General features: G+C 64.9%; 11 protein-coding genes. 8 read left to right on the top strand and 3 right to left on the bottom strand.

From position 1 onward, the window contains the following. The first annotated feature begins 9 nt into the window (after nucleotides 1-9). The 4 genes from AC1DT2_RS02090 (at nucleotide 10) to ssb (ending at nucleotide 4,526) form a co-directional block, all read left to right on the top strand. The gene (locus AC1DT2_RS02090; RefSeq protein WP_477293908.1) at nucleotides 10-747 is read left to right on the top strand and encodes a fimbrial biogenesis chaperone; all 738 of its coding nucleotides are present in this window, start codon (nucleotides 10-12) and stop codon (nucleotides 745-747) included. Further along, nucleotides 740-3,220 carry a fimbria/pilus outer membrane usher protein gene (locus AC1DT2_RS02085; RefSeq protein ID WP_477293906.1) on the top strand — a complete coding sequence of 827 codons (2,481 nt, stop codon included), beginning with the start codon at nucleotides 740-742 and terminating at the stop codon, nucleotides 3,218-3,220. The genes AC1DT2_RS02090 and AC1DT2_RS02085 overlap by 8 nt, the downstream gene beginning before the upstream one ends. Beyond that, on the top strand, nucleotides 3,217-3,738 hold the full coding sequence (locus tag AC1DT2_RS02080; protein ID WP_477293904.1) for a fimbrial protein: 522 nt from the start codon (nucleotides 3,217-3,219) through the stop codon (nucleotides 3,736-3,738). The genes AC1DT2_RS02085 and AC1DT2_RS02080 overlap by 4 nt, the downstream gene beginning before the upstream one ends. Before the next feature lie 182 nt (nucleotides 3,739-3,920). Next, on the top strand, nucleotides 3,921-4,526 hold the full coding sequence (gene ssb, locus AC1DT2_RS02075) for a single-stranded DNA-binding protein (RefSeq protein WP_477293902.1): 606 nt from the start codon (nucleotides 3,921-3,923) through the stop codon (nucleotides 4,524-4,526). 849 nt (nucleotides 4,527-5,375) lie between these two features. On the opposite strand, the gene AC1DT2_RS02070 is transcribed toward ssb, so the two are convergent. Continuing rightward, nucleotides 5,376-6,506: a redoxin domain-containing protein gene (locus tag AC1DT2_RS02070; protein ID WP_477293900.1), complete on the bottom strand. Its 1,131-nt coding sequence runs from the start codon at nucleotides 6,504-6,506 to the stop codon at nucleotides 5,376-5,378. A gap of 205 nt (nucleotides 6,507-6,711) precedes the next feature. Here AC1DT2_RS02070 and AC1DT2_RS02065 point away from each other — a divergent pair, with 205 nt between their 5' ends. Continuing rightward, nucleotides 6,712-8,427, top strand: coding sequence for a M1 family metallopeptidase (locus tag AC1DT2_RS02065; RefSeq protein ID WP_477293898.1), 1,716 nt, complete (start codon nucleotides 6,712-6,714; stop codon nucleotides 8,425-8,427). A 29-nt stretch (nucleotides 8,428-8,456) separates the two neighbouring features. Here the strand turns inward: AC1DT2_RS02065 and AC1DT2_RS02060 are convergent, their stop codons facing one another. Next, nucleotides 8,457-9,590 (bottom strand): aminotransferase class I/II-fold pyridoxal phosphate-dependent enzyme, encoded by a 1,134-nt coding sequence (locus AC1DT2_RS02060; RefSeq protein ID WP_477293896.1) that lies wholly within the window; start codon nucleotides 9,588-9,590, stop codon nucleotides 8,457-8,459. Nucleotides 9,591-9,718: 128 nt separating this feature from the next. Here AC1DT2_RS02060 and AC1DT2_RS02055 point away from each other — a divergent pair, with 128 nt between their 5' ends. Next, nucleotides 9,719-10,597, top strand: a complete 879-nt coding sequence (locus tag AC1DT2_RS02055; protein ID WP_477293894.1) for an EamA family transporter — start codon at nucleotides 9,719-9,721, stop codon at nucleotides 10,595-10,597. A 48-nt stretch (nucleotides 10,598-10,645) separates the two neighbouring features. Here AC1DT2_RS02055 and AC1DT2_RS02050 read toward each other — a convergent pair whose 3' ends face one another. Continuing rightward, complete coding sequence (locus AC1DT2_RS02050; RefSeq protein WP_477293892.1) at nucleotides 10,646-13,561, bottom strand: autotransporter family protein; 2,916 nt, start codon at nucleotides 13,559-13,561, stop codon at nucleotides 10,646-10,648. 314 nt (nucleotides 13,562-13,875) lie between these two features. On the opposite strand from AC1DT2_RS02050, the gene AC1DT2_RS02045 reads away from it, so the two are divergent. Together AC1DT2_RS02045 and AC1DT2_RS02040 are read left to right on the top strand one after the other, a co-directional pair. Beyond that, nucleotides 13,876-14,121: a hypothetical protein gene (locus AC1DT2_RS02045; RefSeq protein WP_477293890.1), complete on the top strand. Its 246-nt coding sequence runs from the start codon at nucleotides 13,876-13,878 to the stop codon at nucleotides 14,119-14,121. A gap of 148 nt (nucleotides 14,122-14,269) precedes the next feature. Beyond that, nucleotides 14,270-14,665, top strand: a 396-nt coding sequence (locus AC1DT2_RS02040) for a CocE/NonD family hydrolase (protein WP_477293888.1), incomplete at its 3' end; no start/stop codon positions are given.

Raw genomic sequence — 14,665 nt, 5'->3', positions numbered from 1 at the left:
CGGGCGATCATGCTTCTTGCCCTGGCGGCCGCCTGCGCAGCCATCGACGTTAATGCCGGCGTCGTCATCGGCGGCACGCGCGTGGTATTCCCGGGTGCGAGTCGTGACATCGCTGTTCGCGTCGAGAACAAGGGAGAGGAACCGGCTCTCATCCAGGCGTGGATCGACGATGGTGACGCGCGATCCACGCCGGAGACCGCGCATGCGCCGTTCGCCATCACGCCACCGGTCTTCCGCATCGATCCCGGTCGCGGGCACGCGCTTCGCATCGTCCACGTGGGTGGCCATCCACCGTCGGACCGGGAGGCCTTGTATTGGCTCAACGTCCTGGAGATCCCTCCGAGTCCGGAGGCCGGGAAGGCGGTGAACACGCTGCAGTTTGCGTTCCGGCACAGGCTCAAACTCTTGCATCGGCCGTCAGGTCTCGCTGTCGAGCCTGCCGGTGCTCCGGGGCTCCTGACGTGGTCGATCGAGCGCGAGGGCGGACTTGCCCTGCTTCGCGTCCGCAATCCCTCGCCCTATGTGGTGTCCTTCAACGAGGTCGCCATCGTGGCGAACGGCGCACCGGGCGAGACGATGCCGCTGGGCGGCGGAATGGTCGTCGCGACCGGCCAGACCACGTGGCCGTTGCCGAACGGCAAGGTCGCCCCAGTGGGGGCCGTCGTGAAGTTCGCCTCCATCAACGACTACGGCGCAACCGTCCCGGGCACGGCAAACGTCGCGGCTGCCACCGTGGCTGATGACTGAAGCGGGTGTGTTCCGTCTGGCAGCGCCTCATCGCTGGCCGCCTTGTGCATGGCTGGTTGCGGCCACGTTGATCGTCGGCGTGGCGCGCGCCGGCACTGAGGATGTCCCACCGCCGGTCGGCAAGGTCGTCGAATTCAATTCCGCATTTCTTCCAGGTGACCACGCGATGAAGATTGATCTTTCCCGCTACTCCCGAGGTAATCCGGTCATGCCCGGTACCTATGACGCCGACATCTGGTTGAACGGCGAATGGCAGATGCGTCGCGGTGTGCGTTTCGCCACCGAGGACCTCGGTTCCGACGCCGTACCCTGCCTGTCGCCCATGACGCTCGCGTCGCTGGGCGTCGTGCACTCGGAAGGCGTTGCCACCGGCGATGAAGTCTGCCGTCCGCTTTCCGACGATGTCCCCGGTGCAACGACGCGGTTCGACGTGAGCGAGCAGCGGCTGGATATCGAAGTGCCGCAGGCACGGCTGAAACGCAAAAGGTCCGGGCTCGTGCCGCCGGCGCAACGTGACGCCGGCATGGCCTCCGGGCAGCTTGGCTGGCGCGTGAACCTGCATCGCAGCACCGTGGCGAGGCAGTCTCGAACGGCCCGCTTCCTCGCTCACGAGTCGGGCATCAACGCGGGACACTGGCGCGTGCGCGGTGCGGGATCGTGGAGCGCGTCACGCTACAAGCGGCGTCATCTGTACGTCGAGCGACAGATCGAGGCGTGGCGATCGCAGTGGCGCGTCGGCGAGCTCCTGATAGCCGACGGTAGCTTCGCGCCTGTACGCATGCGCGGCATGGCACTGGCGAACGATGCACGCATGAACGACGACACGAGACTCGGCTATAAACCGACGGTGCGCGGGCTCGCGCGAACGCATGCCCTCGTGCGCGTGACGCAGGGTGGCGTTCTGCTGCGAGAGCTTTCAGTGCCACCGGGCCCGTTCGTCATCGACGATCTTCAGGGACTCGGTCGTGGCGGTCACCTGGATGTCACCATCGACGAGGAAGACGGCGGCCACTCATCGTTTCGCGTGCCGTTCTTCGCTATGCCTGAACTGCTTGGTGAAGGTCACGCCGTGATCGCGATGAATGCCGGGCATGCGTTGACGACACACGATCATGGCGTCGAGCTGATACAGGCGACATGGCGACAGGGCCTCGCGCGGGACACTACCTTGTATGCCGGCTGGCGCCGTTGGGGAAGCAGTGATTCGGCCCTGCTGGGAGGAGCCATCGACACGTTGGTCGGTGCCTTCGCTATCGACTTCATGGGGTCCCGCATCGCGGCTAGTGCATCCGCTTCACGGCCGGGTCGCGCCAGGGCATGGCGGGTCCGGCACGGCCGGCGTTGGCACGATGGGACAAGCATGTGGGTCAGCCTCGTACGCGAGCGCGGGCGTGCACTGCCGGACTTGGCTAGTCGTCGGCCGCCGGCGAAGGAAGAGGGGAGGGGTAGCGAGCGAATGGACGTCGTGCTGCAACGCGAATTGGATTCGGACCGTGGTGTCCTCACGGCAACTGGCAGCCTGCATCGGATCAAACGGCACATCGGCTCACGAAGGCCAGGAACGTTGCGGTCCTACGCTCTCGCATGGACGCGCGGATGGCGTCGGGCCACGCTGGATATTTCTTTCCATCGCGCCGCTGACGATGCGACGGCACGTCTTGGCGTCTCGATCCCGCTGGGGGCCGCCACATCGGCGCCGTCACTCACCCTCGCCGGTCATGGCGGAGGCCGCGATGTGCATCACATGCAGGTTGGCGTGGCAGGCACCGCGGGAACGGAAGGCGACGTGGGATACGGCGCCATCCTGGGGCAGGGAAGCCAGCGTGATCGCCGGCTCGGCCTTTCCGCGTCGCATCTGTCCGGYGCGGGCGAGTCGAGCGTCGCCATCGATCGGAGCCGTGGCGCGCACGCCGAGTCGTTCTCGACATCAGGGGCACTCGTATTCCACCGCCGCGGTATCACGCGGGCGCAACGACTGGGCGACGCGATGGCCCTGGTGCATGCACCCGGCGCGGCGGGTGCGCGATTGCCGTCCGCCAGCGGGGTTCGGCTCGACCGGCGTGGCTACGGGGTGGTGCCTTACCTTGCGCCCTTCCGGTGGAACCCGGTCGAGATCGATCCGGCCGGCCTGTCGCTGGACGTCAGCCTGTCTTCGACGCGCCGAAGCATCGCGCCCACGGCAGGGGCGCTCGTGCTGGTCCCGTTCGACACGGACGTCGGTCGCACGTCGTTGCTGGTTGCGCGGCTGACGGACGGCTCGCCACCCGCTTTCGGTGCCGACGTGCTGGACGGGCAGGGGCGCTCCGTCGGGGTGGTCGGGCAGGCGGGGCACATCTTTGTCCGCAACGTCGTGGCAGGCGCACCGCTGACGATCCGTTGGGGCCAACGCGCGGAGGATCGCTGCGTCGTGCGGACAACGACCGATGGCGAAGCTGCACGCGGCCTCGTACGCCTGACGGGGGTGTGCCAATGAACCGCCGACATATCGCACCGGTAGCGGCGGCTTTCCTCGCTATCTCTCTTGCCTCACCTTCCGGCAACGCCGGGGAGGGGCGCAGCGACACCCTGGTGTTCGATGTCACCGGCACGATCACGCCATCGTGCGCACTGGTCGCAAACCGGATTCGCGTCGATTTGGGAAACGTTGCCGTCTCCGAGCTTCCCTCGGTGGGGGACGGGAGTCGGTGGGCAGGCGCAGCCTTCATTGGCGCGGATTGCGTCGGCGCCACCCGTGCCCTTGTGACCGTGCACGCGACGGCCGCGCCTTCGGATCCTCGCTATCTGGCTACGACAGGGGACGCTCGAGGTGTCGCTATCGAGTTGCGTACGGGCTCCGGCCACCCAGTCCTGCCCGATGGGACCACCCCCGTGCGCTTCGATCTCGCGGGCACGGCGCCCGAGCTCCGCTTTGAGGCCCGCTATGTCCGGGTCGGCCCACTCGGCCCCGGCGATGCCCTGGGAGCGGCGCTCGTGCAGATCACATGGGAATGAGACTGGCGTCCTGACGTGGCGGGACTCCCGCCCACATCGAAAGGTTTGCGGTGAGGGCAGCCATCGCCCAAACTACCCGGTCCGACCCCGTCGGCCCGCACATTGCGCAGGCTGGCTATGATGGGCGGGAACGCCCGCCCGGTCCGGGCCGGCGTCCGAAGACACGTATACGAGGGAAATCCATGGCACGCGGTATCAACAAGGTCATTATTGTCGGCAACCTCGGCGCGGATCCCGAGACCCGTTACACCGGCAGCGGCACGGCGATCACCAGCCTGCGCATTGCCACGTCCGAAGCCTGGACCGACAAGGCCTCCGGCGAGAAGCAGGAGCGCACCGAGTGGCACCGCGTGAAGCTGTTCGGCAAGCTGGCCGAGATTGCCGGTGAGTACCTGAAGAAGGGCCGCCAGGTCTACATCGAAGGTTCCCTGCGTACCGACAAGTACACCGACAAGGATGGCGTCGAACGCTATTCGACCGACATCATCGGCAACGAGATGCAGATGCTCGGTGGCAATGCCGGCGGTGAAGGTGGCGGCGGCGGCTTCGGTGGCGGCCAGGGCGGTGGCGCTCGTCCGCAGCAGGCACGCGCAGCCGGTGGCGGCGGTAACTACGGCGGTGGCGGTGGTGGCGCCGCTGCGGGTGGCCAGCAGCGTAGTGGCGGTAATTACGGCGGCGGTTCACGCGGTGGCGATGACTACGGCCAGCCTCGCGGTGGCAATGCGCCCCCGCAGCGCTCTGCGCCGCCGGTTAACGAAGGCTTCGACGACGACGATATTCCGTTCTGATCGAAGAACGTCATTCGTCCACAAAAAAAAGGCAGGGCATGCGCCCTGCCTTTTTTTGTGGTTCTTCGCGGATTACCGGGGCCCGGGCGCCCGGCTTTCAGGCCGGGCATGCTTTCGCACCTTGCACCTTGCACCTCGCGCATGGCTCGCCTTCGGCTTCGCGGGCTCGGCTTTGCCGTCGCTCTCTACACTTGGGCGTCTCGCGGGGAGACCTTGGTGCCCACCCTCGCGGCTCAGACACGTCCTCCGCGTTCGAGAAGGAAAGGCCGCTCCGCGGCCCCTGTTCTTATTGGCCTACGGCCGYTCCACTTGTGCGGAACTCGCCGCGAGGGTGGACACCAAGGTCTCTCACGACGATACGTTCAACTGAACGGAGAGCCGTTGGTGTGAGTGTGGCGGTCCAAGCGGACCATTGCGGCGGTCGTGTCGGCACGTCATTTCCGRCTCGGTGAGCGCCGTCGTARCCRCYGCGCTGTCTCGCGAGGACGATCGCGACCGGCGCGACGCGGTTGACCGTTTGGCGATGGCGACGAGCCAGCAGCCGARGCGGCGTTGCTTYGTCGGCTCGRCCCGCACGAACCTCASGGATGGGGAGAGTCTTCGGTGCCCACCCTCGAGGCGAGTTCCGCACAAGTGGAGCGGCCGTAGGCCAAATAAGTACACGGCCGCGCAGCGGCCTTTCCGGTACGAAACGCGGAGGACGTGTCTGAGCAGCGAGGGTGGGCACCGAAGGCTCTGCGCCTCACCCCCCACGCAAGCGGCGGCGCGAGCCGCTAAAACACGCACTCGCAAGGCGAGTGAACCGACCCCTCCAGCGTCCCAGGGATTCCGCGATGAACCCTGTGCCGGTCAGCCGAACGTGAAAGCAAGCACGTCCACCCCGGGATCCAGGAACTCGATCTCGAACGTCCGGTCGTCGATGGGTGCTTTCTGCCTGATGAGTTGATAAAGGCGCTGGCCGTCGATCGTCCCATTGCCCTGTTCGTCGGTATCCGCGCCGTGGCTGCTGCCTGGCGGCTTGCCATCGATCAGTACACGGAAGTGCAGCGTCGAACCGTGTGTGGATGGGCCCGCCACCAGGTGCAGGTCACGCGCGTGGAACCGGAAAAGAAGTCGTCCGTGAGCCTTGCGTACCGTGGTCGCTTCGGCCCCCATGGTCCACTCGCCCGAGAGCGCCCAGTCGTTGAGGTCGAGCGGTGTCGGCGCGGTGTAGGTGTGCCGCGTATCCTGTACGGCACCGCCTGGCGACGCGAATCGCTCCGTCCGTGCATAACCCAGATAGGTCTCGGGTGATTTCACGTTGTCCCAGTCAGGCGCTGTCTCGGCACCCGTGCCGTGCACGCTGACGAGGTTCTGTTCGACGCCTGACGCGCCTGCTTCGACCAGCAGCGCTTGTATCGCGCGTTCGGTCTGGTCGTAATCGCCTTCACCGAAGCGGTGATAGCGGATGCGCCCCTCGGCATCGATAAGGTAGATCGCGGGCCAGTACTCGTTCTGGAAGGCGTTCCAGATCCGGTGTCCATTGTCGACCGCGACCGGAAAGCTGATCGCGTGACTTGCCAGCGCGTCGCGCACATTGTCGAGCCGTTGTTCGAAAGCAAACTCCGGCGACTGCACGCCGATCACGACGAGCCCCTGCGCCTGGTATTTCGTTGCCCACGCGCGGAGATAAGGAAGCGGTCGAAGCGAGTTGATGCACGAGAATGTCCAGAAGTCGACCAGAACCACCTTGCCGTGCAGGCCGGAAGGGGTCAGGGCCGGCCCGTTGAGCCATGTCGTGGCGCCACTGAGCGCGGGAAACCGACCTTCCACCGGAAGCGCCGGGTTGGCGGCCGAATTGGAAGCCGCAGGGATAGCGGGAGGCGTCTCGCCCGCAACAGCGCTGGCCCGGGCACTGCCAACGCCAACGCCAACGCCAACCCCACCGCCCAGGCCAAGAGCGCCGACCACGAGAACGGATATCAGTTTGAGTGGTTTCACGGGGGCCTCGATGTGCTGGCTGTATCACCCCTCATACGATCAACCATCGGCACCGTCATGGATTGCACGAAGCACCGATGGTGCCGGGGACCAGCTTTTACATGCCACCGTCCTCCGCGCGATACCCATCTAAAGACCGATGACGAAGCACCCGCGGGTCAGTATGGTTCCCTCGCTTCCCCTCTCCCCGGACGGCTCATCGATCATGCGAAACACGCTCCTGCTCGGCATCGGCCTGGCACTTGGTACGGTCGCCTGCACGCCCTCGGCGCCGCCGGGACTTCCCGCCTTGACCGACCTCACCCTCAATTCCGGCGCCCCGCGTGCACCGGAACAGCTGGCCGTGACCTTCGAACATGCCGATCTGAGCTTCCGTGTCGATCCTGCACGGCACTGGATCGAGGGCGACGCGAGATTGACCTTCGCCGTTATGTCGCCGCTGCGTCGCGTGGTGCTGGATCTCGACCGCAACCTGCCCGTCGATGCGGTCGAAGTCGACGGCAAGGCATTGCCGCGTACCGCCTATCGGAATCCGGAGGGTCGCCTCGAGGTCGATCTTCCGCATCCGCTCGCCGCGGGAGCCCATACGACGGTGCGAGTCACGTACCACGGCAGCCCCCATGCCGCCGTACATGCGCCGTGGGATGGTGGCTTTGTGTGGGCCAGAACACCGAAGGGTCAACCCTGGATCGCCACCGCCGTGGAAGGCGAGGGCTGCGATTTGTTCTGGCCGTGTATCGATCATCCGATGGGCCGACCGAAACTCGTCGACGAGCACGTGACCGTGCCAGCTCCTCTGGTGGCTGTCGGCAACGGTGTTGCCGTCGGCATGGACGAGGCGAACGGCATGCGCACGTATCACTGGCGCAGTCACGATGTCAGCACGTACGGCGTCGCGCTGAATATTGCACCCTATCGGGAGCTGTCCGCGCCTTATACCAGTCGTTTCGGTAACGTCATCCCCACACACTATTGGTATGTGGACGATGAAAAGCAGGCGCGTGCACTCTTTGCCGAGTTCCCGCCCATGCTCGACTTTCTCGAAAGTACCGTCGGCCCGTACCCGTTTGGCGCGGAGAAAATGGGCGTCGTGGAAACGCCGTTCAAGGGCATGGAACACCAGACAGTCAATGCGTACGGTAACGAGTACGCCAAGACAGCCTATGGTTACGACGACCTGCTTCAGCACGAGCTATCGCATGAGTGGTTCGGCAACCAGGTGACCAACGCCAACTGGGATGACATGTGGCTGCACGAGGCGTTCGCGACCTACATGCAGCCGCTCTACGCCGAGTCGATCGGTGGAAAGCAGGCTTACTTCGCCAATCTCATGCAGCTTCGTAGCAAGCTTGCCAATCACCATCCGATCGTGTCGGGGCAGCCACGGCGGGAGGAAGATGTTTACGAGGACGCACGGGGTGGTCCAGGGCAGGACATCTACAGCAAGGGCGCGCTTGTGCTGCACACCCTGCGAAACCTCATCGGCGACGACGCCTTCTACCGCTCGGTGCGTTTGCTGGTGTACGGGACCGAGCACCCCGTGCCGGGCAACTTCKCGCCGCGATATGCCACCACGCGCGACTACATCGACATCGTCGACAAGGTCACGGGCAAGGACCTGCACTGGTTCTTCAACATCTACCTTTACCAGGCCGAGCTACCCGACCTGCAGGTAACCCGTGACGGCCAACAGCTGCACCTGACATGGTCGGTGCCTGGCAAGGGCGCCTTCCCGATGCCGGTCGACATGCGTGTCGGCGACCACGTGATTACCTTGCCCATGGCCGATGGTCGAGGTGAGCTGACGCTGCCGGAGCATGCGTCGTATACGCTCGACCCGGATTCGAAGCTGCTTCGGCGCGATGTAGGTATCGAGGCATATCAGGAGTACGTGAAAAAGCACAAGGCGAAAGACCGCTGAGCGACCTGCTACTCGCAATCACTCGGTGGTCAGGGGTTGCGTCGCAGATAGTCGCCCAGGGCAGCGAGTGCTTCTGGGCAATCGGCACGACCGAAGCCAATGCGAAAACGGTCGCTCGGTGTCGGACCCAGTTCGGATCGGTAGTGCTCGGCGGGCAACAGGAGCACACCAGCCTGCTCGACAAGGCCTGCCGCGAATGCTTCAACGCTATCGGCACCGAGGTATCGCGGGTAGGCCACGCAGCCGCCATCGGGTCGGTACCAGTCGAAGTGCTCGGGCCATTCGGCAAAGAAGCTGTCGAGTAGCGCCAGGTTGTCGCCGACGATCCGGCGATTCCTTTCGAGGATCGTCTCCCGCGCCTTGAGGGCGATGAGTGCCAGCTGTTCCGAAGGCCCCGAATTACAGATCGACAGGTAATGCTTGTATCGCTCCATCTTCTGCAGGAACGCGCGGTCGGTGCAGGCAATCCAGCCAATGCGAAGGCCGGGCAGGCCGTAAGCTTTCGACATCACGCCAAGCGAGATGCCGCGTTCGTACACGTCGGCCGCTTGCGGAAGGTATGCCGTGCCCGGCGGCCCGAGCGGACGGTAGACCTCGTCGCTGAACAGCCAGATGCCGTGGCGGCGGCACAACATCACCAGCGCGTCGTATCGATCGCGTTCGAGTATCTTGCCCGTCGGGTTATGCGGGAAGTTGATCGAGATCACCCGCGTGTTCGGCCGAATGGCGGCGGCGACACGGTCGATGTCGAGGGACCAGTGATCGTCGGGATCGAGAGGGACGCCGGTGACATCGCATATCGACAGCGGCACGGTTTCCGACGACTGATAGTTCGGGGTTACCACGATGGCGTGGTCGTCCGCGCCGAGTAACACACGCATGGCAATGTAGATGCCTTCCTCCGCACCGGCGAAGCAGAGCACGTCATCTGCCTGGCAACTGTCGTAGATGCCGGCGATGGCCTCACGTAGCGCTGGCGCACCATAGGTCTGCGTATAGCCCAGATGCAGGGACTCAAAGGCGGCGCGGTCCTCCGGCTCGGCCAGGGCAAGGAGCTCGTCCACCCGCATGCTCTGGGCATCCGAGGCCGTCAGGTGGAAGCGCGCCGCGAACTCCCATCGCGAGAAGTAGGTTTCGAGACGGAAGTCGGGCAGGGCGGTCATGAGCGGCCATCGGCAGGCGGGATGATGAATGGACTATATGTCCACCATAAACAAAAAGTCTATCTTTCCTGTCAGCAGTCACGTGGGAGCCCATGGGCGCCGTTCGCGGCAGCCGCTACAGTGCTTTCATGACTTCCCCACGCTCATCCCTCTGGCTGCCTGCACTGGCCGTACTCGGCTCGGTGACCTCGCTGTGCATCGGCACGTCATTCGCGAAAAAACTCTTCCCGCTGATTGGCGCGGAAGGCACGTCGGCCCTGCGCGTCGGGTTTTCCGCCCTGGTGCTCATCCTTTTTTGGCGTCCCTGGCGCTGGCCGCTGAGCCGTCGCGACGCAGGTTTCGTCATCCGCTATGGCTTGACGCTCGGCGTGATGAATCTGCTTTTCTACCTGGCGCTGCGGACCATTCCGTTTGGCATCGCCGTGGCTATCGAATTCAGTGGGCCGCTCGCGGTGGCGATGATTGCTTCACGGCGTCCGGTCGACTTTGTCTGGCTCGCCAGTGCGATCACGGGCCTGGTGATGCTGTTGCCCCTCGGCCATAACAGTACGCTCGACCCGACGGGTGTGATGCTCGCCCTCGGTGCCGCCGTCTGTTGGGCGTTGTACATCCTCTTCGGCAAACAGGCCGGACACCTGCATGCGGGGCAATCGGTATCGCTCGGCCTGGTGGCGGCGAGCCTCGTCGTCGTGCCTTACGGCGTGGCACACGCGGGCGCGAGCCTGCTCGATCCGATGATCCTGCTGGCCGGTCTCGGCGTGGCGATCGTCTCGAGCGCCATCCCCATGTCGCTGGAGATGATGGCGCTCAAGCGCCTGCCCAGCGAAACCTTCGGCATCATGGTGAGCCTGGAGCCGGCCGTTGCTTCGTTCCTCGCGATGTTGCTACTGGGTGAGCATCTCGCCGCCGGCCAGTGGCTGGCTATCGGGTTTATCGTGCTGGCTTCTATCGGGAGCACGGCGACCGCGCGCAGGACGCGGCCCGTAGCGGTCGAGCTGGCAGGCTGAGGCGAACTCGAGGCGGGGGTGTAGCACGCCCCGAGTTCGTTCTCCGCATTACCAGGCCTTGCGAATACCAATGGACCCGGTCACCCGACGGTACCGATGGGCACCGAAGCGTGTTTCCACATCCGTCCACAGCCGCCACCCGTTACTGCGCATGAGAGCGACGCCAAGCTTAAGTCCGTAGCTGTTGCGCGGCACACCGGCATCGAACGACTCGGCGTTGAACGCCGTGGCATCGAGGCGGCCGAGGCGACGAATCCAGTTCGCGGCGAAGTAGGGCGAGGCGACGTGGCCGTTCGGCGTATTCCAGCGGGCGGCCGTGCGCACGCCGAGACGCGCGGTGGTGCCTGTGCCATGGAGCGGGCCGATGCGTGTGCCGTTGGTCTCATGATGCGTGCCTCCCCGTAGCCGGGTGCTGAGGACCTGCGCCTGCGGCTCGATGTACGCGTCGGTCTGGCGGCTGAGCGCGTGGCGCCAGCGGTGCCCTGCTTCCAGGCTGGTTGTCAGCATGCCGCTGCCATAGCGCTCGGCGGCGAGACCATCACCCTCCACGCGCTGGTTGACGTGCGCGTACTGTGTCCAACCGCGTATGTACGTGCCGGTGTCACTTCGAACGCCGCCGTACAAACCTGTAGCGGCACCACGCACGCGGCCTCTGGCTGCGTAATGCGTCAGCAGCGACGTGCCCCGTGTGTCGGCGCGACCGACGGCCGCCATGACACCCAGGTGAGCTTCGGTATCCGGATCACGGAGCAGGTCGGCACCGAGCGCAAGCTCGCTGGCCGACGACGTGGTGGTCAGCTGGTTGCCGATATCGAACGAGGTATGGCGGCGATCGAAGCGCGCCCAGATGTCATGGCGTGCACCGTCGCGTTCGTCATCTTCGCCGGCTCCGGGACCACCCTGGAACATCTCGAGCGCAGCGGTCTGGTTTGCCCGATAAGCGCCGACCTCAGGTCGCAGCAGGCGCGGGCGTACCACCGGCACCAGCGGATCGATACCCGGGTCGGGCGTCTCCGTCACAGGCGGGTCGATGATGGCGGGATCTACCGTTTCGGGTTCCAGTGACGAGCGCAGGTACCAGTCGCCGTCGTTCGCCGCGCTGAGTGCCCCCTGGTAGAGGAAGTATTCGTGGGCACCCGCAACCACGCGGCCAGCGAGTTCGAACCGACCGTGCGAGCTGCCGTCGACCTGCACCAGACGGATGCCGTCGTTGGTGTAGTCGCCCGCACCGTCGAGTGTATCGACTGAGATGAAGCTGCTGCCGGTCGTGTTGCCCATGATGTGGAGCAAGTCGGACGCTGAGGTGTCGTCACCAAGCCGGCTGCGCATGCGGAACAGACCCTGGTTGCCGTCGTAGTCTCCCGCGACGGTCAGCGTGGCGAAGGTGCCTGCCGCAGAAGCGAACGTCACGATGCCGTGGTCGCTGTTGAAACTGCCGATATGGCTGTCGCGCGCCACCGACCACCGGCCTTTGTCCTCCAGCGTGAGATCGCGAACGATGTCGGTACCGCCATGCCATAGGGCTTCGTTGCGTAAGGTCAGGGAGGTCTTCGTGGCATCCGGCGGCGGCGCACCACTGACGTCGGCGAGGCGGATGTCACCGATGGCCACGCTCTTGTTTTCCAGTGTCACGGTGAAAGGCGTGGTGGACGTGGGGTAGACGTCGATGAAGGCGGCGCCAGCCAGAACTGCGCCCCCGCTGATGCGTACCTTGGTCGGGTTGTTCAGGCGCAGCGCGGCGGCTTGTTCGCTCTCGATCGAGCCGCCCTGGAGGGTCAGTGAGCCCCCCTCGCTCACGTCAGCACCGTAGGCGGCGACGCCGGTGGTCTTGACGGTGGTGCCGTTGGCAACGATCGACGCGTTCCACGCGCTCAGACCATTGGCGAACTGCCCCGAGGTGAGGATGTCCGTGTCATTGAGGCTTATGCGCCCCCCGGCCCGGGCGTCAGCACCGTTCGCCGACCGTCCCTCGGTCACGATGTGCGTGCGTGTGGCGTCGACGGAAGGGACGCGTCCAGGGAAATCGCCACCCATCGCCACGATGCCGAACGCTTGGTTACCGTGGGTAAGGATGTCGGTGTCGCTCAGTTTGAGTGACCCTGCGCGTAGATCGACGCCGGCTGAGTTGAAGCCCGACGTCTCGATATGGGTGCCACTGATGCTGGCCAGCGCTTTAGTGGCGCCGTCAAAACCATTCGCGCGATCACCAGTGGTCTTCCATAGGCCACCCGAGACGGTGATGAAGGCGGCGTTTTCGTCGGAGTGCAGTGCATGCGCACCATTCCCGCCGGTCGTGATGGTTGTGTCGGTCACGACCGCCGTTCCGGTGGACGATATCCGCACTCCCATCGCCTGCTCACCGAGGGTTTCGATGGACGCTTTCGTCGCCCGCAGCCCGGACGAGGCGCCCTCCGCCGCCAACCCATGGGCCGCTGTGTTGGTCGTGGACACGTGGGTCGCCTCGGTCGCGAGCTGGGCTCCGTCGACGGCAAGCAAGCCGACTGCAGCGTAGCCAGTGGTGGCGACGCTACCGCCGACGAGTATGCCTTCGACGTCCTTGCCCTCGAACCGCGCCCCATTCGCCAAGCCACCCTCAGTGACGATGTCCACGTCAGTGAGCTTCACGCGACCGGTTCCCGTGTGCAGAAGGCCATGGGCGCTTCCACCGGCGGTTTGAAGTTTCCCTCCTGTCAGGGTGAGCTCACCCCCTGACCCCTCGGTCTTGATGGCTGAAGCGCCCTGGCCCGACGTTTTGATTCCGACGGCGGTGCCGGTGACGATGCCGCCATCCCTGATAAGAAGCGCCGCCTCGGACGGATGCGTCGTCTCCCAGGATCCTGCGGGAAGATCGAATTCCGTCCCATCGACAACCCAGGGTGGTCCTTCCATGCCCATGGCGGGCTGCGCAAAAGCGGCTATCATTGCCGACAGGTATCGGGTTTTAAACGTTTTTTCGGTAAGCACGCGTTCTCTCCTTGTCAGGCGAACGGACCAAGTGTCCGAATCGCAATTTCTGACTGACAAGACTAAGGACTGGCTTCCGGAGGCGTAACGCGATTATTCTGAAAAAAGCGTGCGATTACGTCACGCTTGCGTCACCAGACATCTACGCTTCATCATGATCGTTGCAATCTTGTCGCGTCTGTCTTCGCACGGGCACGCCAGGGATGAAACCATTTATCATCTGCACGCGCGGCGAAAGCCGTGGAGGGCCCGCCAACCGGTGGGTATCCGCCGTCGCGCTTGCGCCTATACATAACAACTGAGGAGCCAAACCTATGAAGATTGCTTCGATCACTGCACTCGCTTTCGTCGCTGCCGCCATGCTCTCCGCTTGCAACAAGAGCGAAGACGCTACCCCGGCTGCTGCCCCGGCTGCTGCTGCCACGGCTCCGGCCGCTGCTGCAACCGCTCCGGCTGCTGCTCCGGCTGACGCCATGGCCGCTCCGGCTGCTGCCACGACCGCTCCGGCTGCTGCCGGCACGGCCGCTCCGGCCGCTGCGTCGACCGCTGCTGGTCAGTAAGTAGTACGCACCACCGAACCCGCCGCTCCTTTGGGAGCGGCGGGTTTTTTATTGCCCGCGATCCGGGGCCTCCCGGTCGGGACCATGGCCTCCGGGCCCGCGATACGGCACGCTAGAAGGGTTTCGTCCCAACGCCACAGGAATGCCCATGTCGCCTCGCTCGTTGCTTCCCATGCTCGCCCTGTCACTGGCCGTCGCTTCCGGCCTTGCCGCAGCGCAGACCGCGCCGATGACGCCGGATATCCCTGCGAAGTTCGAAGCACCCACCGCTGCCAACGACTACATCAAGCGCGTGGTGGAGATCCCGATGCGCGATGGGGTCAAGCTGCACACGGTCATCGTGATTCCGAAGAACGCGAAGCACGCGCCGATCCTGCTGACCCGCACGCCCTACGACGCCGATGGGCGCGCCGAGCGCGGCGGTGCGACGACCATGCGCAACCTGCTGCCCCAGGGCGACGAAGTGTTCGTCGACGCAGGCTATATCCGTGTTTTCCAGGACATCCGCGGCAAGTACGGTTCGGAAGGCGACTATGTGATGACC

The organism is Luteibacter sp. P4_E6 (assembly GCF_056401535.1).
This window is presented reverse-complemented; position numbering and strand designations above follow the sequence as displayed.